Origin of the sequence: Sphingobium sp. (assembly GCF_048594625.1) — a bacterium.
Taxonomy (GTDB): Bacteria; Pseudomonadota; Alphaproteobacteria; order Sphingomonadales; family Sphingomonadaceae; genus Sphingobium.
The window spans coordinates 1-18,182 of sequence record NZ_JBMDWL010000093.1 but is presented as its reverse complement, the minus strand read 5'-3'; the positions used below and the strand labels follow the sequence as shown (position 1 = coordinate 18,182).

The following is an 18,182-nucleotide window of genomic DNA, read 5'->3' as shown; positions in this document are numbered from 1 at the left end:
GGGGCCTGATGCGATCGGCTCCGATCGGATCATGCTCTGTTTTTCTTTTGTTTTCCGCATTTTCCAGGCCAGCAGCTGATGCCATCTGCTTCAAAAATGCTCTAGCTGCCGCGCGTCACCACCGCCAGAAAGCGAGCGGCGCGCGATTGATCCACCACGGCGCGGAACCCGTTTTCCAGTCGGACGATCATCGTGCTGATGTCTTCGACGATGGTGCGCGCGACCGCGGCCACCGGAAAAGCGCGGTCGGACAGGTCCACCGGCGACAGCGCGCACAGCCGTTCCGCCGCATCCCCCTGCATCAGGCAGGCGACCCGGCCGGGGCTGACGTCCAGCACCAGCGCGACTTCGCCCTCCAGCGCCCTGCCGATCGTCGCGATCATGTCGGGCAGGGCAAGCAGGGGACATGACAGCAGCCATTCGGCCGGCCCGATCGTCGCCAGCGCGACCGGGCCGTTGCGGCTTTCGCGCAAGGGCGGCGGACTGGGCAGGCCGATGGCGTCCGCCACCGCGCCGATGGCCTGTGCGTTCAGCAGGCGGATCTTGATGAAGCCCGCATCGCCCTCGACCGCGAGGCCGGGCATTGCTGCATATGTTTCACCCACGCAGTTTCGCTCCTTCCGCATCGACGCGGCATGGGTCGCACAGGGTCGCGATATGCTGCCCGTCCATATCCCACACATTCATCGTTTCGCCGATCCGCGACCGGCCGCCTTCCACCATGGCCAGCGCCACCGGGGCATTGAGCGTGGGCGACCATGCGCTGGACGTGATCCATCCTTCGCTGCGCGCCTTTGCCCCGCCATCGACCCGGCGCAGATGCGCGCCCACCGGCAGCGCGGCGGTCCCTTCGCAGATCAGGCCTACCAGCTGTCGCCGGTCCGGCCGCAACGCGTCCTGCCGGATCAGCGATCGCCGCCCGATAAAGTCGCGATCGGCGGCATCCAATATTTTCAGAAAGCCCAGATCCCCCGGCGTGGTCGACCCGTCGGTTTCCGAACCGACATGGATCAGCCCCTTTTCGATGCGCATCGTCATCAGCGCCTCGATCCCGAACGGGCCGATGCCCATCGCGCCGCCCACCAGCGCCAGCCCGCTCCACAACGCGGCGGTGCGGTTCCATGGGACGGCGATTTCATAGGACAGCTCGCCCGAAAAGCTGACGCGCTGAATGCGGCAGGGCATATCCATGATGCGCCCGATCCGGATCGCCATATGGGGGAATGCCGCCGCATCATAATCGATGTCGCTGTCGACCCGCTGCAAGAGCGCGCGCGCCAGTGACCCGGCGACATTCACCACGCCCCAGCAGGTGGTGACGTCCTCCGTCAACACGCGCAGATCGCGCCATTCGCATTGCAGCCATTCCTGCAATGTTTCGGCGATCCCGGCGGCATGGCCGCTGGTGGTGCCGACGAGGAAATGATCGTCCGCCAGCCGCGCGACGATGCCGTCGTCGATCACATTGCCATGTTCGCTCAGCATCAGGCCATATCGGCACCGGCCCGGCTTCACGCTGCGCATCGATGTCGCATAGACACGGTCGAGGAACAGGGCGGCGTCCGGCCCCCGCACCTCTATCTTGCCCAGCGGCGACGCGTCGAACAGGCCCACGGTTTCGCGCACCATGCGCACTTCGCGTGCGATCGCCTGCGCCTCCGTTTCGGCGTCCGTGCGATAACAGGCCGGGCGCATCCAGCCGCCATAATCTTCCATCTGGCCATGCGCCGCGCGATGCAGCGGCGCGGCGGGCAGATGGCGCACCGGGGACAGCCCTTCGCCCACCTGCGCGCCTGCGAACAGGCCGATGGTCGTCGGGTCGAATGGCGGACGGAACCGGGTGGTGCCGATGGCTGGCACGGGCTTGTCCAGCAGGCGGGACAGGATGCCGATGCCCACCACATTGGACGTCTTGCCCTGATCCGACGCCATGCCGAGCGTGGTGTAGCGTTTGAGATGTTCGACCGATCGGAAATTTTCCCGCGCGGCCAGCGCGACGTCCGCCATGGTGACGTCATTCTGGAAATCGACCCAGGCATGGCTGCCGTCCACATCCTTGCCCGGCCCGGTCCATGGGGCGCCGTCGGCATCGGCAGCACGGGCGGACAGGGGCATGTCCAGATCGTCGGGCCGCCAGGCGAAATCGCCCGCCGCCCCGCCCACACATTCCAGGCCCGTCCCCGCGCGCGGCAGGAACGCGCCCGATTGCGCGTCGAAATCCAGCACGCCTCCGGCCTGCGAATGCAGATGCACGGTCGGGTTCCATCCGCCCGCCATCAACAGCGTGTCGCACCCGATCCATTGGGCGCCCATGCGACTGCCCGGTTGCGCCAGCTGGACGGACTTCACGCGCCGCCGCCCCGCCACGGACAGCGGCACCCGGTCCAGATGGACGGCGATGCCCAGCGCATGAACCTGCGCCTGCAATGTCGTGGCGACCTGCGCCCGGCGGTCGGCGATGGCGACGATGTGCAGCCCCATGGCTGCCAGCGCGATCGCCGATCGCCAGCCGCTGTCATTGTCGGTCGCGATCACCAGCGCGCGGCCGACCGCCACGCCATGGCGCCGGGCATAGATTTCCGCCGCGCCCGCCAGCATCACGCCGGGCCGGTCGTTCTGGGCAAAGGTCAACGGCCGTTCGATCGCTCCGCTGGCCAGCACGACCCGTTTCGCGCGGATTTTCCACAGGCGCTGGCGGAAACCGGTCCGCGCCGCGACGGGTTTATGGTCGGTCAGATGTTCGCACAGCGCCACCATGCCATGGTCGTAAACTCCGGTCGCCAGCGTGCGGTGCAACAGCGTGACATTGTCCGCTTCGGCCAGTTCCACCATCGCCTGTCCGATCCATGCATCGGCATCGCCGCCGCTGCCCGCCAGCCGGCCGCCCCACAGCCGCCCGGACGTGACCAGCACGACCTGATCGCCGGCCGCCGCCGCGCGCCGGGCCGCGTCGATCCCGGCAATGCCCCCGCCGATCACCAGCGTATCGCAATGGGCGAAACGCTGGTCGTAAATGTCGGGGTCGGCCTGAACCGGGGCGCGGCCCAGCCCGGCGGCCTTGCGGATGGCGGGTTCGAACAGGTGCCAGTTCGGCCAGATGAAGGTCTTGTAGTAAAAGGCAGCGGGGATGAACCGCTTGAACAGTCCGTTGATCGCCATCGCATCGCGTTCCGCGCGGGGATGGACGTTGACCGGCCAGGCGTGCAGATCGTCATAAAGTTCGACGGTCGTCGCCTTGGGATTGGGGGTGCTGTGCGCGCCCGTTTCCAGCTGGATGATGGCATTGGGTTCGTCATGCCCGGCCGCCAATATCCCGCGCGGGCGGTGATATTTGAAACTGCGCCCGACAATATCCTTCCCCGCCGCGATCAGCGCGGACGCCAGCGTATCGCCGCGATAGCCGTTCAGCCGGTCGCCCTGCCAGCGAAACGGCACCGGCGCCGTCCGGTCGATCAGGCCGCCATGAGGCAGACGATAACCGCTCATCGCGCCGTCGCGTCCCGTGACGCTGCGGCATGGCGCGCGTCCATCGCGCCGGACAGTTCGACAGGCGGCGGGCTGCCCATGGGGTAGCTGCCCGAAATGACGTGCGACACCGTGTCGCGCCGCAGGTTGAACCACATGGCGCAGCCATGGCGGTGCAGCCACCGTTCCAGATGCGCGCCCTTGGGATTGTCGCGATAGAAGAGATAGGCCGCCCATTCGGCGTCGCTGGTCGCGTCGGTTTGCGCCGGGCGCTCCTGATGGCTTGGCCCGCCATAATGAAATTCGATTTCGGCGCGCGGCCCGCAATAGGGGCAGGGGATCAGCAGCATCGCAATATCCTCAATGTTCGATGGCGGAGGCGGACGCCTCGTCGATCAGCGCGCCGGTGGTGAAGCGTTCCAGCCCAAAGGCTGTGGCCAGCGGATGGGGTTGCCGCGTCGCGATCTGGTGGGCCATGCATGTGCCGCCCGCCGGGATCGCCTTGAACCCACCGGTGCCCCACCCGCAATTCAGGTACAGGCCCCGGATCGGGCTTTCGCCCAGGATCGGCGTGGAATCATGCACCACGTCCACGATCCCCGCCCATTGCCGCAACAGGCGTACGCGCGAAAATTGCGGGAACAGGTCGATCAGTCCCGCGGCGCTATGCTGGGTCACCGGCAATCCGCCGCGCTGGGCATAGGATGGATAATGGTCAAGGCCGCTGCCCATCACCAGCTCGCCCTTGTCGGACTGGTTCACATACAGGCCGCTGCTGCCGATGATGATGGTGTCCAGCACCGGCTTCATCGGTTCCGATACCATCGCCTGCAACTGATAGGATGTGATCGGCAGGCGCAGCCCCGCCATCTTCGCCAGCACCCCGCTATGCCCCGCCACCGCCAGCCCGACGCGGGGCGTGGCGATGTTGCCCCTGCTGGTGCGCACGCCGATCACCCGGCCGCTGCGGATGTCGAACCCGGTGACTTCGCAATTCTGGATGATGTCGACGCCCAGCGCCGACGCCGCGCGGGCATAGCCCCATGCCACCGCGTCATGCCGGGCGGTGCCCGCGCGCGGTTGAAGGAATCCGGCGCGAATCGGGTATCGGGGCGACGGGTTCAGGCCCGGTATCCGGCGATATACGCTTTCCGCGTCATGCAGTTCGCCGTCGATGCCGTTCAGCTGCATGGCGTTGGTCGCCCGGCGCAACATATCCTCGCCATGGCGGTCATGTACCAGCACCCACTGGCCGCGCTGGGAAAACATGATGTTGTAATTCAGCTCCCGGCTCAGCCCTTCGTACAGATTGACCGCCAGGTCGTAGAAGGCCGCGCTTTGCGGGAAGAAATAATTGGACCGGATGACCGCGGTGTTGCGGCCGGTATTGCCGCCGCCCAGCCATCCGCGTTCCAGCACGGCGATGTTCCGCATGCCGTGCGTTTTCGCCAGATAATAGGCCGTGGCCAGCCCATGGCCGCCGCCGCCCACGATGACCGCGTCATAACTGGGCTTCGGCTCGGCATCGCGCCAGGCCGGTTTCCAATGTCGCTGTCCGTTCAAACCCCCGCGAATCAGGGACCAAGCTGAGTAGCCCTTCACAGATGCCTCCTGCATGGCATGATCGATACATGCACTACTGTATATTTACAATATGGCAGAATGGGAGAGGAAAAAATAATATTTCAGACGGGTCGCCTGATCGAAATATACAGGAATCGCGCCGTTATGAGCGGTGTCGGGGCTGAATTGCGATAGGCATGACCACTGCAAAATGATAAAAATACACTATTGCATGTTGTTTGTCATTTTGCGACAGGTGCATAAGGCGATGTCGGCGCACCATTCCGATGGCGCCTTAGGGAGATAGACATGTCGCAGATCCTTCTGGAAAACGCCCGAATCTTCGATGGCTTCAACGAATCCTGCCCCGAAGGCATGTCGGTGCTGATCGAAGGGGACTGTATCCGCGAAATTTCGGCGACGCCGATCAAGGCGCCCGATGCGCGCCGCATCGACGTTGCGGGCAAAACCCTGATGCCCGGCCTGATCGACCTGCACATTCACGCCTATTTTTCGGACGTGAACGTCAAGAAAGTCGACCTGTCGGACATTCCCTACCGCACGGCCCATGCGGTGCGCATGCTCAACCATGCGCTCGATTGCGGTTTTACCACGCTGCGCGACATTGGCGGGGGCGACTGGAGTCTGGCAATGGCGCTGTCGGACGGCCTGATCCGCGGGCCGCGCTATTTCTATGCGGGCAATGTCCTGTCGATGACGGGCGGCCATGGCGACAACCGCACGCCGGGCGAAGCGCATCATCACAAGGGCTATTGTTCCTGCGGCAGCACCAATTTCGCGTGCAAGGTGGTGGACGGCGTCGACGAATGCCTCAAGGCCGTGCGCGAAGAACTGCGCCGGGGGGCGCACTGCATCAAGATCATGGCGTCGGGCGGGGTCGCATCGCCCACCGATCCGCTGTGGATGAACCAGTTTCGGGAAGATGAAATCCGCACCATCGTCAATGAATGCGTGGAACGGCGCACCTATGTCGCGGCGCATTGCCATCCCGCCCATTCGGCGCGCCGTTCGGTCGACCTTGGTGTGCGCTGCATCGAACATGGCACGATGATCGACGCGGAAACGGCCGCCTATGTCGCCGAACATGGCGCCTATGTCGTGCCGACGCTGGCCATCACATGGGCGCTGGTGGAACGTGGCGCGGGGCTGGGCTTCCCGCCGCAGAGCCTGGACAAGATCCGCATCGTGCAGGCCGCCTCGATCGAGGGGCTGGATCATATGCGCACGGCCGGGGTGAAGCTGGGCTATGGCACCGACCTTTTGGGCAGCACCTATGTCGAACAATGCCGCGAATTCACGCTGCGCAGCCAGGTCTTCTCGCCGATCGAGCTGTTGCGGCAGGCGACGTCGATGGGTGCGGAAATCCTGATGCAGGACGGGAAGCTGGGCTGTATCGCGGAAGGCGCGCATGCCGACATCATCGTCGTGGATGGCGACCCGCTGACCAATATCGATCTGCTGGCGCAGGACGGGCGCAGGCTCGACCTGATCATGCGCGCGGGTGAGATCATCAAGAACAGGCTGGATTAAGGGACGTCGCGCCTGCGGGCGGCCGACACGCAAGGAAGGATTTCGCGCATGCTCATCAACCCTTTCGACATGGCGTTCATGGAGGGGATCGATTTCGAAGCCGTCATGCGCGACCTGACGCAGTCCGGCCGCCGCACCCAGCAATTATGGATTACGGAAGATTCGCTCGCCTTCATCGCGCGCGGGCGCGAATATCGAAGCGAATTTCACCTGAACCCCAGCTATGAAATCCAATATTCGCTCAAAGGCACGCTGAACCTGCATTACCGTACGCCCGAAGGCGTGGAGAAGGTGGCGGTGGTGCCGGAAGGGCAGGGGCTGTTCCAGCCGCCGATGATGCCCCATTCGCCGCGTTTCGGCCCGGACTGTTTCCAGTTCGTCATCGAACGCGCGCGCCGTCCCGGCGACATCGATACGTTCCACTGGTATTGCCAGTCATGCGACGCCTTCCTGCATCAGGAAACCTTCATCGTCGACGATTATAAAATGGACCCGGTGTCGCGGGCTTATGACAATTTCTATGGCTCGCTGGCCGCGCGCACCTGTTCTGCGTGCGGCACGGTGATGCCCGCGCCCGAAACCTATTGAAGCCGTGCGGCCATGATCGTTCCGGTCCCGTCCTTCTTTGATCCGGCCCGTGCCGCGCTGGTCGTCATCGACATGCAGAATGATTTCTGCGCGCCCAACGGCTTTCTGGCGCTACGCAAAGGCTATGACGTGGCCTTCGCAGATGGGGTCGCGGACAGGATAGAGGCGTTGCTGCCACACGCGCGCGCAGCGCTGGGAGCGGTCGTCTGGGTCCGGTCGCATTATGACTTCCGCTACCTCAACTCCGCCGAAATCGCCAAGCGGGGGGAGGAAGGCTGTTGCATGGAGGGCAGCGCGGGCGCGGACTTCTACCGCCTTGTGCCCATGCCCGACGAAGCGGTGGTGACGAAGCATCATTTCGACGGATTTCACGACACCGACCTCGATGCGCAGCTGCGTGGCAGGGGCATCGACACGCTGGTCCTGTGCGGCGTCGCCACCAATGTTTGCGTTGAATCGACGCTGCGATCAGGTTTCTTCCGCGGCTATCATGTGCTGCTGCTGGACGATTGCACCGGCAGCGGCAACCGCGCGGGGCATGATGGCACCATCGCCACCGTGCGCACCAATTTCGGAACGGTCCTGTCCAGCGCCGACATGGTCGCCGCGCTGGCGGGGGGAATGCCGACGGCAACGCCGCCGCCGGGCCGCTGATTTCGCGCGCGCCGCCGGACGTTGCCCGGTCCTTCGCGCCATTTTTATCTTGAGGCTGAGAACAACGATGACGACGCTGTCCCCTTCCATCGCCGGGCTGGACCTGACCAGTACCCCCACGGCCAGTCCCACCCCGCCGGCCCGTATCGCCGCGCTGACGGATAGCCCCAAATATGGCGTGATCTTCACCGATCATATGCTGACGATCGAATGGACGCAGGAACGGGGCTGGCACGATGCGTCGTTGCGCCCGCGCGAACCGTTCCGCATCGATCCGGCCTGTTCGGTGCTGCATTATGCGCAGGAAATCTTCGAAGGGATGAAGGCCTATCGCGGCGCGGACGATGCCACCTATCTGTTCCGCCCCATGGCCAACGCCACCCGTTTTCAGGAATCGGCGCGCCGCATGTCGATGCCTGAACTGCCCGAAAGCCTGTTCATCGAATCGGTCGAACGACTGGTGCAGAGCGAACGCGCATGGATACCCCAAGGCGAGAGCGGCAGCCTGTATCTGCGCCCCTTCATGTTCGCGACCGAACCCTTTCTGGGTGTCCGCCCGTCGCGCAGCTATGTCTTCTGCATCATCGCGTCGCCCGTCGGCGCCTATTTTGCGGGCGGGGTAAAGCCGATCAGCGTGTGGGTGTCGGGCCTGTACGCCCGTTCGGCCCATGGCGGCACCGGCGCGGCCAAGACGGGCGGCAATTATGCGGGCAGCCTGATCGCGCAGATGGAGGCCGGCCGCAACGGGTGCGATCAGGTGCTGTTTCTGGACGCGGCCGAACATTGCTGGCTGGAAGAACTGGGCGGCATGAATATTTTTGTGCAGATGGCCGACGGCACGTTGATCACTCCGCCGCTGGGTACGATCCTGCCCGGCATCACCCGCGATTCCATCATTTCGCTGGCCCGCGAAGAAGGCGTGGTGGTGGAAGAAAAAGCCTATAGCAAGGATATGTTGTTCGCTGACGCTACGGCAGGGCGGGTGACCGAAGTCTTCGCCTGCGGCACCGCCGCCGTCGTCACGCCGATCGGCAGCTTCCGCGCCTATGAAGGCGAAGTGACGATCGGCGACGGGAATGAGGGGCCACGCACCCGCGCGCTGCGCGAACGGCTGCTCGGCATTCAGCGCGGGGGGCTGGACGACGGCTTTGGCTGGCGGCATCGGGTCCGCTGATTCTCTCCATAGCGGCAAGGAAAAGCCCATGACCGATCATCCGCAACAATTTGCCAGCGACAATTATGCGGGCATCTGTCCCGAAGCGATGGAAGCGCTGACCATCGCCAATCAGGGTCATGCCCGCGCCTATGGCGATGATGAATGGACGCTGCGCGCGGCCGATGCCCTGCGCCATCTGTTCGAAACCCCGTGCGAGGTGTTTTTCGCCTTCAACGGCACGGCGGCCAATTCGCTGGCGCTGGCCGCGATGTGCCAATCCTATCACAGCGTCATCTGCGCATCGTGCGCGCATGTCGAAACCGATGAATGCGGCGCCCCGGAATTTTTCTCCAACGGGTCGAAACTGCTGGTCGCGCCCGACACCGACGGCAAGTTGACGCCGGACGCGGTGCGCGCGCTCGCCACCAGCCGGTCGGATATCCATTTCCCCAAACCGCGCGTCGTCACCATCACCCAGCCGACCGAAACGGGGCAGGTCTATACCGTGGACGAAATTCGCGCCCTGTCGGCGCTGTGCCGCGAACTGGGCCTCAAACTCTATATGGACGGCGCACGCTTCGCCCATGCCTGCGCCGCGCTGGGTTGCAGCCCGGCGGACATCAGCTGGCGCGCGGGGGTGGACGCGCTCTGCTTTGGCGGGACCAAGAACGGGCTGGGCGTGGGCGAAGCGATCCTCTTCTTCGACACCAGCCTGGCCGTCGATTTCGACTATCGCTGCAAACAGGCGGGACAGCTGGCGTCCAAGATGCGGTTCCTGTCGGCGCCGTGGATCGGCCTGCTGGATAGCGGGGCGTGGCTGCGCAACGCGGATCATGGCAATCGCTGCGCCCGGCAACTGGCCGACCGGATCAGTGACCTTGACGATGTGACGCTGATGTTCCCGGTCGAATCCAACGCGGTATTCCTGCGCGCGCCCGAAGAGGTGCTGGATGCGCTGCGGTGCCGGGGCTGGCATTTCTATACCTTCATCGGCGGCGGCGCGCGCTTCATGTTCGCATGGGATGCCGATCCGCATCGGGTGGATGCGCTGGCCGCCGACATTCGCGGCGCGGCGCTTGCCTATGCCGCGGCGCCGGCCGATGCAGGGGCGGATGGGAAAAGGGTGATGACCGCCTGACCGTCAAAGACGGCGGGCCATGTGGAAGGAGAGAGATGCCATGCCCCTGCGGTTCGAAAAAGGGAGCGGGAACGCCCATGACTTCCCGCTCACCATCGGCCATCTGTTCGACGCCACCCTGATCCACAGCCCGGACCAGCGCATCGTGCAGGATGACGGCCATGTCATGACCTATCGCGATCTGCGCGCGCGGGTCGGCCGCCTCGCATCCGCGCTGCACCGGCTGGGCGTCGACAGCGGCGAAACGGTGGGTGTGCTCGCCTGGGACAGCTATCCCTATCTGGAGGCCTATTTCGCCGTGCCGATGATGGGCGCGGTGATCCAGACGGTGAATGTCCGCCTGTCGCCGGAACAGATCGCCTTCACCATCGATCATGCCCGCGCCCGCGTGCTGCTGGTCCATGCCGATTTCGTGCCGCTGATCGACCAGATCCGCGACCGCTTGCCCCATGTCCGCGCGATCATCGTCATCGGGCAGGACGCGGTGCCGGACTGGGCATCGGGGGGATATGATCATCTGCTGTCGCTGGGCGATCCCGATCATCGTTTCGACGATTTCGATGAAAATGCCATCGCCTCGACCTTTTACACATCGGGCACCACCGGCCTGCCAAAGGCGGTCTGCTTCACCCATCGCCAGATCATGCTGCACGCGCTGACGATGAAGGCGCCGCTGGGCGCGGGCGCCTATCCATGGATCGGTGCGGGGCGCGTCTATATGCCGTTGACGCCCATGTTCCATGTCCATGCCTGGGGCTTTCCCTATGTGGCGACCATGCTGGGCGTGAAGCAGGTCTATCCCGGCCGCTACGACGCCGACCGCATCCTGGACCTGCGGCGGCGCGAAGGCGTGGATTTCTCCCATTGCGTGCCCACCGTCCTTCAGATGCTGGCGGCGGCGGCCCAGCGACGGGGGGAACGTCTGGACGGCTGGTCGCTGCTGATCGGCGGGTCCGCCCTGACGCGAGAACTGTATGGCGCGGCGACCGATCTGGGCGCGGAATTGCTGACCGGCTATGGCATGTCGGAAACCGGCCCGGTGCTGACGGTGTCGCGGCCCGGCACGGCGGACGACCGGATCAGGACGGGCGTGCCCGCGCCGCTCGTGTCGGTGCGGCTGGTCGATGACCATATGGCCGATCGCCCGGCCGATGACGCCGCCCATGGCGAAATCGTCGCCCGCGCGCCATGGCTGACGCCCTGCTATGTCGGCGATGCCGAAGCGTCCGACGCGCTGTGGGATGGTGGCTGGCTGCATACGCGCGACGTTGCGACCATGGCGGCGGACGGGTCGCTGATCGTGCGCGACCGGTTGAAGGACGTCATCAAATCGGGCGGCGAATGGCTCTGTTCGCTGACGCTGGAGGCGATCGCCGCGCAACATCCCGCCATCGCCGAAATCGCCGTGGTCGGCATGGCCGACGATAAATGGGGCGAACGCCCGGTCGCGGTGGTGGTGGCGATGCCGGATGCGGCTGCGCCTCCTCTGGCGGAGGTCAATGCCCTGCTCGGCGAAGCGGTGGCGCAGGGGCGGATCAGCCGCTACGCGCTGTTCGACCGCATCCTGTCGGTCGATGCCCTGCCGCGCACCAGCGTGGGCAAGATCGACAAGAAACGGATCAGGGCGGAACTGACGGCGGAGTAGGCGCCACCCGTACCTTGCTCCGATGCTCAGTCGTCGATCATGTAAAAGGCATGGATGCGCCCTTCCACGATGAAGGCGATCTGACACCCGCTTGCGACCGGCGTGCCCCGATTATGCGCGATCCAGCGCAGGATATGCAGGTCGTTATGCCCCGATACCGGCCATAGCGGCGAACATGTCAGCCCCTCCATGCGGCTGGCGAAGCGTTCCGCCGCGTCCAGCACATTCTGCTTTCCCGCCCGGCCGCCTTCGTCATGATAGATGACGGCATTGGGGCGCCACAGCTCATCGAACGCCCTTTCGCGCACCTGGGGGTAGGGGCTGCCGAACAGGTCGGACAGGTTGCGTTGCAGGATGTCGGCGGGGGGCAGGGCATCGCCGTCCGTCCCCGCCGCCCGGTCGGGATTGGCGGCGATCGATCCGGCAAATGTCATCCTGTCCCTCAGGCGCGCCGGGGCGATGTCCATAATTCCTCCAGTTCAGCATGAAGACAGGATCAGGGTGATGCAGGATGGCCCGAACGCCCATTATACGAAGGGCGTGATGGTGGCCTGCCTTTTAGGAGGTCGCGCTTTCCCGGATGGAGCGTGGCGCGCGATCGCCTCCACCATCGGCGCGCATCAAAAATCGGTGGCTGGCCCCCGGACGCGGGTGATAGAGGCGGATCAAAGGCAAAGGGCAGTCGTTGGTCATCCCGGCGCATGGAGGCGCTGGACATCAATCGTTACGATATAGTCGGGCACCAGTGATGGTTCGTTCCTATGTCCCTCGCGTCCCCCAATTCATCTGAAGGAGCATGATGTGGCAATAGCAAGCCTAATCCCCGCGCAACCGACACCGGACGAAGCCCTCAAGCGGCTGGTCGATGGCAATCAGGCATTCGTGGCGGATGAACCGCCGTCGTCCGACCTGTCGCGCGAACGGCGCCTGACGCTGGCCGAAGGGCAGCAGCCCTTTGCCACGCTGGTCGGCTGTTCGGATTCCCGCGTTGGTCCCGAACAGCTGTTCGGCGCTGGTCTGGGCGAATTGTTCATCGTCCGCACCGCCGGCAACAATGTCGACACCGCGGGCATGGGATCGATCGAATATTCCGTGGCGGTTCTGAAGGTGCCGCTCATCGTCGTGCTGGGCCATGACAAGTGCGGCGCCGTCGCCGCCGCGGCAGAGGTCGTGACGAAGGACACGCGCTTCCCCGGCAGCATCGCCCGCATGATCGAACCGATCGTACCGGCCGTTCTGGCGGCGCAGCGTAATGTCGGCGAAGATCGGCTGGTCGATACGGCGGTCGAGGAAAATGTGCGTCGCATGGTCGAACGCCTCCAGAAATTTTCCGAACCCATGCTGATCGAACCGCAGGAACGCGGCGAACTCAAGGTCGTCGGCGCCGTATATGAGCTGGCGACGGGCCGCGTGCGCTGGCTTTAAAAAACGAGAAATATCGCCTGCGCGACATGACAGGGATGGTGGTGGCGGAACAGGATGTTCCGTCACCCCGCCTTGACAGATGGTCCGACTGACCTCGATCGGACCATGTCCGACACGTCTTTCGATCACCGCATCTTGCGAGCCGTCATCTGTTCCCGATGACTGCAAAAGGCTCTGATAATGGCGACCCCGGCAGGATTCGAACCTGCGACCATTCGCTTAGAAGGCGAATGCTCTATCCAACTGAGCTACGGGGCCGTGCGCTGCCCGCGATAGCGGCCGGTCGTTCCGCTTGCAATCACCTGTTCACAGGATATGCCATTGCGCATGATCGACGGGGCAGTTCAACGGATCGGGGCGGATGCGCTGGGCGCGCGGCCCTTGCGCTATTATGATTTCTTCATGGCGGCCTTTGTCGCCATCCTGTTGCTGTCCAACCTGATCGGCGCGGCGAAGCTGTCCAATGTGGGCGGCTTCACCTTCGGCGCGGGGATTCTCTTCTTTCCGCTGGGCTATGTCATCGGCGACGTGCTGACCGAAGTCTATGGCTATGCCCGTGCGCGGCGCTGCGTCTGGGCGGGCTTTGGCGCGATGCTGTTCATGGCGGTGATGAGCTGGGTCGTCGTCGCCCTGCCGCCTGCCGACGGATGGCCCGATCAGAAAGCCTATGAGGCGGTGTTCGGCAGCACATGGCGCATCGTCTTCGCCTCGCTCTGCGCCTTTTGGGCGGGGGAGTTCGCCAACAGCTTCGTTCTTGCCCGCATGAAGATATGGACGCAGGGGCGTCATCTGTGGATGCGCACCATCGGGTCGACCATCGTGGGGCAGGGGGTCGACAGCCTGCTTTTCTATCCGCTCGCCTTTTACGGCAACTGGACCGACGCGCAGGTGCTGACCGTGATGGTGACCAACTGGGCGATGAAGGTCGGCTGGGAAGCGTTACTGACCCCGCTCACCTATGTCGCGGTCCATATGCTCAAACGTCGGGAGGGGCTGGACGTCTTCGATGACGCTACGGACTTCACGCCATTCCGCACGCGGTTGTGACAAATTTCTCCACCGGTAAATCCTCTCTTTACCCTTTACGGTACAAGGCTGGCCGATGAGCCGCCTGTACCATGACGAATTTACCCAACCCCTGAATGGAAAAGCCGCGCGTCCCCTGACTGGCGGTGACGCCCGGACCCCGACCGATAAAGCCGCCCGTCGGATGCTGCCCTCCGACCTCGATGGCGCCTGCGACACCATGCTGGCCGAACTGGCCCGCGCGCAGCGCCGGTTCGAAGCGACCTTCCACCATGCCCCGGTCGGCATCGCCCATGTCGGGCTGGACGGCAAGTTCCTGATGGTGAACCCGCGCTTCTGCGAAATCAGCGGGCATGATGCAGACACGCTGATCCAGACCGGTTTTCAGCAGATCACCCATCCCGACGATCTCAACGCCGACGAAGCGCTGCTGGCCCGCCTCAATGCCGGCGAACTGCCACGCTATTCGATGGAAAAACGCTATATCCACAGCGACGGCACGGTCATCTGGATCAACCTGACCGTCGCCATGGTGCGCGACGATGAGGATCGCCCCGAATTTTACGTCGCGGTGGTGGAGGATATGTCGGATCTGCGCAAGGCGAGCTTCGAAGCCGTGCACGATCCGCTGACCGGCCTTCGCAACCGGCGTGGCTTTGCCCGCCGGGCAAAGGATGTGCTGGAATGCGCGGTGCAGACCGGTTGGCCTATGGGCCTGATCTTCCTCGACCTTGACGGGTTCAAGCAACTGAATGACAGCCTGGGCCATGCCGCCGGGGACGCCTGTCTGGCGGACATCGGCGCGCTGTTGCGACAGGCGACGCAGGCGGGCGATGTGGTCGCGCGGCTGGGCGGCGACGAATTCGTCCTGCTGCTCGCCGGGCGCGATCCTGCCACGGCCACTGCGATTGCGGAGGATGTCCGCGCTTCGCTGCAATCCTATGGCCGGGGGATCAGCGGCAGCATCGGTCTGGTCACCGTTGCCGCGCCCGATCCGGCCGATCTTGACGCGCTGGTCGCCTGCGCCGACGATGCGATGCGTCAGGCCAAGCGCGACGGCAAGAATCAGGTGTGGGTCGCCAGCTTCAACTGACATCCTCGCCGGGATAGGTCGCCCGCACGAAATACAGTCCGTCCGGCGGCGCATTGAGAGCCAGCGCCGCCCGGTCCCGCGCCTCCAGCGCGGCGCGCAGATCGGCCGCGTTCCACCGCCCCATGCCGACCATGGCAAGGCATCCGACCATCGATCGCACCTGATGGTGCAGGAATGATCGGGCCGCGGCGCGAATGGCGATCCAGTCGCCGTCGCGCTCCACATCCAGCCGATCGATCGATTTGACCGGACTGTCCGCCTGGCAATGGACCGACCGGAACGTCGTGAAATCATGCCGCCCGACCAGTATCTGCGCGGCATCGTGCATCGCATCGGCATCCAGCGGCTGGATCACCCGCCATGTCAGCCCCCGTTCGAACGTCAGCGGCGCGCGGCGATTGGCGATGCGATAGACATAGGATCGCCCGATGCAGGAAAAGCGCGCATGCCAGTCATCGGGCACGACGACGCAATCATGGATCGCGACCGGCGCCGGCCGCATCTTCGCATTGATCGCCTCCATCAGGCGGAACGGCGCGATGTCCTTTTCGACCTCTGCATGCGCCCGCATCGCCAGCCCATGGACGCCCGCATCAGTGCGCCCGGCGGCATGGATGACGGCGCGTTCGCCGGTGACGGCATGGATCGCATCCTCAATCGTCTGCTGCACGCTCGGCCCATGGGCCTGCCGCTGCCATCCCATGAAGGGGCGCCCGTCAAATTCGACGGTGAAGGCGAAACGGGTCATGCCCGGCCTGTATGGGCGTCACCCATCCACCCTGCTCCCCGCAGGCATGTCATATCCGCGCAGCAATTCGCCCGGCGTCATCGCGCCCTTGCCCGCCCGCTGGATCAGTGTCGGGCGGATCGCATCATGCCCGCATCCGATCAGCAGGCTGTCGTCCAGCATGTCGCCCGCTGCGCCCTGATGATGCTCGACATGCGCGGCCAATATGCGGAACCGTTCCCCGCGATATTCGAAGAAAGCGCCGGGGAAGGGATTGAAGGCGCGCACTTGCCGTTCGACCTGATGCGCGTCCTTGGTGAAATCGATCCGCGATTCCGCCTTGTCGATCTTGGACGCATAGGTGACGCCGTCGTCAGGCTGCGCCATCGGCGGATACCGGGGCAGGTCGTCCAGCACATCGACCATCAGCGCGGCGCCCGCCTGCGCCAGTTCGGCGGTCAGCGCGCCGGCGGTCTTGTCCTCCACCGGGGTCACATGTTTGGCGCGCATCGGCCCGGTGTCCAGGCCAGCCTCCATATCCATGATGGTGACGCCGGTGATATTGTCGCCCGACAGGATCGCCCGCTGGATCGGCGCGGCCCCGCGCCATCGCGGCAGCAGCGATGCGTGGATGTTCATGCATCCATGGCGCGGCGCGTCCAGCACCGCGCGCGGCAGGATCAGGCCATAGGCCGCGACGATGGCGACATCGGCGTCCAGCGCGGCGAAGGCGGCCTGTACTTCGGCGTCCTTCAGCGACACCGGTGTGCGCACCTCTATTCCCATGGCCTCCGCGCGGGTGTGGACGGGGGAGGGGCGCAACCCCTTGCCGCGCCCGGCGGGGCGGGGCGGCTGGCTATAGACCGCGACGACGTCATGACCGGCCTTGACCAGCGCGTCGAGTGCCGGAACGGCGAAATCGGGGGTGCCCATATAGATGATACGCATGATGGATGCTCAAACCTCTTGTCGGGAAACTATGCAACCCCCTATGTCTTCCGATGTTCAGGATGGCTGTTCTATTCAGTGCAGGGTGAAGCGAAAATGGTGGAGTTCGAGAACCGGCGCGCAGCGTGCTTCACGCACGTGAGCACCGGATGCGGAGAAAGCCGCCATTTGCAGCCGCCCTGCGCTGAATAGGACGCCCATCCATGGCCTCTCCCGAAATTGAAGCGCTCACGCAGGCGCTGTCCCGCCTGCCCGGACTTGGTCCCCGTTCGGCGCGGCGCGCGGTGCTGCATCTTCTCAAACGCCGCGAAGGCGCGATGGAGCCGCTGCTGCGCGCGCTGGAGGCGGTGAACGAACGGCTCGTCACCTGCGGCATATGCGGCAATGTCGATACAGTCGATCCCTGTGGCATCTGCGCCGATCCGCGCCGCGATCCGCGCGCGCTCTGCGTGGTAGAGGATGTGTCGGACCTCTGGGCGCTCGACAAGTCGCGCCTCTTCCCCGGCCGTTTCCATGTGCTGGGCGGCCGCCTGTCCGCGCTGGAGGGGGTGCGGCCCGAAGACCTCACCATCGACGCGCTGGTCAGCCGCCTTGAGCAGGGGGGCATAGACGAAGTGGTGCTGGCGATGAACGCCACGCTGGAGGGGCAGACGACGGCCCATTATCTGGCCGAACGGCTGGAACGCTTCCCGATCCGCCTGACGCAGCTGGCCCATGGCGTGCCGGTCGGCGGCGAACTCGACTATCTGGACGAAGGCACGCTGGCGCAGGCGCTGCGCGCGCGGCGGCCGGTGGTGGGCTGACGCATTTTGCCATCATCTGGAACAGGTGATGTTCCACAAAATGCTGTAAACACAAGACATTTGTCGCGTTGTTCGATTCATTCCCATGGGGTTATGCTTCAAGCCCCGCCGGGATTGTCGACGGTGCGCGGCACGGGCGCGCGCAAAAGGGCGATGCGTTCTGATCGGGTCATGATCTGGCAGAAGAACTGGGACAAACTGTCCTACATCCGCCGTTCCCGGCATAAACGGACATGCGCGTTGCGACCTATTTTATTGTTTAGGCGGCGTGGACAAATTGGTTAGAAGCGAGCTTTCCAAGTGTCGTCTGGATACTTGATGATCTGCCGCCGCCATATCCAGATGGCGAAGGCGAACATCAGCACGCCGGAAGTGATGCCCGCAGCCCATCCCCTCTGAT

17 protein-coding genes and 1 tRNA gene are annotated in these 18,182 nt (G+C 64.6%); 10 read left to right on the top strand and 8 right to left on the bottom strand.

What is annotated here, in order from left to right; translation table 11 throughout:
• Window positions 1-101 precede the first annotated feature (101 nt).
• From ACOJSJ_RS11510 to ACOJSJ_RS11495, 4 genes are read right to left on the bottom strand one after another with little or no spacing between them, the layout of a single operon-like run.
• The gene (locus tag ACOJSJ_RS11510; RefSeq protein WP_420145120.1) at window positions 102-605 is read right to left on the bottom strand and encodes a hypothetical protein; all 504 of its coding nucleotides are present in this window, start codon (window positions 603-605) and stop codon (window positions 102-104) included.
• Window positions 598-3,486, bottom strand: coding sequence for a 2Fe-2S iron-sulfur cluster-binding protein (locus ACOJSJ_RS11505; protein WP_420145119.1), 2,889 nt, complete (start codon window positions 3,484-3,486; stop codon window positions 598-600). The genes ACOJSJ_RS11510 and ACOJSJ_RS11505 overlap by 8 nt, the downstream gene beginning before the upstream one ends.
• A complete protein-coding gene (locus ACOJSJ_RS11500; RefSeq protein ID WP_420145118.1) occupies window positions 3,483-3,815 on the bottom strand; it encodes a sarcosine oxidase subunit delta in 333 nt (110 codons plus the stop codon). The genes ACOJSJ_RS11505 and ACOJSJ_RS11500 overlap by 4 nt, the downstream gene beginning before the upstream one ends.
• 10 nt (window positions 3,816-3,825) lie before the next feature.
• Window positions 3,826-5,067 (bottom strand): sarcosine oxidase subunit beta family protein, encoded by a 1,242-nt coding sequence (locus tag ACOJSJ_RS11495; RefSeq protein ID WP_420145117.1) that lies wholly within the window; start codon window positions 5,065-5,067, stop codon window positions 3,826-3,828.
• A 270-nt stretch (window positions 5,068-5,337) separates the two neighbouring features.
• Between ACOJSJ_RS11495 and ACOJSJ_RS11490 the strand changes: the two genes are divergently transcribed.
• The 6 genes from ACOJSJ_RS11490 to ACOJSJ_RS11465 all read left to right on the top strand — a co-directional run bounded on the left by ACOJSJ_RS11490 (window position 5,338) and on the right by ACOJSJ_RS11465 (window position 11,760).
• The gene (locus ACOJSJ_RS11490; protein WP_420145116.1) at window positions 5,338-6,579 is read left to right on the top strand and encodes an amidohydrolase family protein; all 1,242 of its coding nucleotides are present in this window, start codon (window positions 5,338-5,340) and stop codon (window positions 6,577-6,579) included.
• Between the two features lie 48 nt (window positions 6,580-6,627).
• Window positions 6,628-7,167 (top strand): 3-hydroxyanthranilate 3,4-dioxygenase, encoded by a 540-nt coding sequence (locus ACOJSJ_RS11485; RefSeq protein WP_420145115.1) that lies wholly within the window; start codon window positions 6,628-6,630, stop codon window positions 7,165-7,167.
• Window positions 7,168-7,179: 12 nt separating this feature from the next.
• Window positions 7,180-7,821 (top strand): cysteine hydrolase family protein, encoded by a 642-nt coding sequence (locus tag ACOJSJ_RS11480; RefSeq protein WP_420145114.1) that lies wholly within the window; start codon window positions 7,180-7,182, stop codon window positions 7,819-7,821.
• A gap of 67 nt (window positions 7,822-7,888) precedes the next feature.
• Entirely contained in the window at window positions 7,889-8,995 is a 1,107-nt protein-coding gene (locus ACOJSJ_RS11475; RefSeq protein ID WP_420145113.1) for a branched-chain amino acid aminotransferase, read from the top strand.
• A gap of 28 nt (window positions 8,996-9,023) precedes the next feature.
• Complete coding sequence (locus ACOJSJ_RS11470) at window positions 9,024-10,115, top strand: threonine aldolase family protein (RefSeq protein ID WP_420145112.1); 1,092 nt, start codon at window positions 9,024-9,026, stop codon at window positions 10,113-10,115.
• Between the two features lie 40 nt (window positions 10,116-10,155).
• A complete protein-coding gene (locus tag ACOJSJ_RS11465; protein ID WP_420145111.1) occupies window positions 10,156-11,760 on the top strand; it encodes a long-chain-fatty-acid--CoA ligase in 1,605 nt (534 codons plus the stop codon).
• 26 nt (window positions 11,761-11,786) lie between these two features.
• Here ACOJSJ_RS11465 and ACOJSJ_RS11460 read toward each other — a convergent pair whose 3' ends face one another.
• On the bottom strand, window positions 11,787-12,194 hold the full coding sequence (locus tag ACOJSJ_RS11460) for a hypothetical protein (RefSeq protein WP_420145110.1): 408 nt from the start codon (window positions 12,192-12,194) through the stop codon (window positions 11,787-11,789).
• A 367-nt stretch (window positions 12,195-12,561) separates the two neighbouring features.
• On the opposite strand from ACOJSJ_RS11460, the gene ACOJSJ_RS11455 reads away from it, so the two are divergent.
• The gene (locus tag ACOJSJ_RS11455; RefSeq protein WP_420145109.1) at window positions 12,562-13,185 is read left to right on the top strand and encodes a carbonic anhydrase; all 624 of its coding nucleotides are present in this window, start codon (window positions 12,562-12,564) and stop codon (window positions 13,183-13,185) included.
• A 181-nt stretch (window positions 13,186-13,366) separates the two neighbouring features.
• On the opposite strand, the gene ACOJSJ_RS11450 is transcribed toward ACOJSJ_RS11455, so the two are convergent.
• Window positions 13,367-13,443 (bottom strand) — tRNA-Arg (locus ACOJSJ_RS11450).
• A 69-nt stretch (window positions 13,444-13,512) separates the two neighbouring features.
• Here ACOJSJ_RS11450 and ACOJSJ_RS11445 point away from each other — a divergent pair.
• Window positions 13,513-14,232 carry a queuosine precursor transporter gene (locus ACOJSJ_RS11445; protein ID WP_420145108.1) on the top strand — a complete coding sequence of 240 codons (720 nt, stop codon included), beginning with the start codon at window positions 13,513-13,515 and terminating at the stop codon, window positions 14,230-14,232.
• A 55-nt stretch (window positions 14,233-14,287) separates the two neighbouring features.
• Window positions 14,288-15,304, top strand: coding sequence for a diguanylate cyclase domain-containing protein (locus tag ACOJSJ_RS11440; protein WP_420145107.1), 1,017 nt, complete (start codon window positions 14,288-14,290; stop codon window positions 15,302-15,304).
• Here ACOJSJ_RS11440 and truA read toward each other — a convergent pair.
• Window positions 15,297-16,052 carry a tRNA pseudouridine(38-40) synthase TruA gene (truA, locus tag ACOJSJ_RS11435; RefSeq protein WP_420145106.1) on the bottom strand — a complete coding sequence of 252 codons (756 nt, stop codon included), beginning with the start codon at window positions 16,050-16,052 and terminating at the stop codon, window positions 15,297-15,299. The two genes, ACOJSJ_RS11440 and truA, sit on opposite strands and share 8 nt — an antisense overlap.
• Before the next feature lie 18 nt (window positions 16,053-16,070).
• A complete protein-coding gene (fmt, locus tag ACOJSJ_RS11430; RefSeq protein ID WP_420145105.1) occupies window positions 16,071-16,979 on the bottom strand; it encodes a methionyl-tRNA formyltransferase in 909 nt (302 codons plus the stop codon).
• A gap of 203 nt (window positions 16,980-17,182) precedes the next feature.
• Here fmt and recR point away from each other — a divergent pair, with 203 nt between their 5' ends.
• Window positions 17,183-17,782 (top strand): recombination mediator RecR, encoded by a 600-nt coding sequence (gene recR, locus ACOJSJ_RS11425; protein WP_420145104.1) that lies wholly within the window; start codon window positions 17,183-17,185, stop codon window positions 17,780-17,782.
• Window positions 17,783-18,182: the final 400 nt, after the last annotated feature.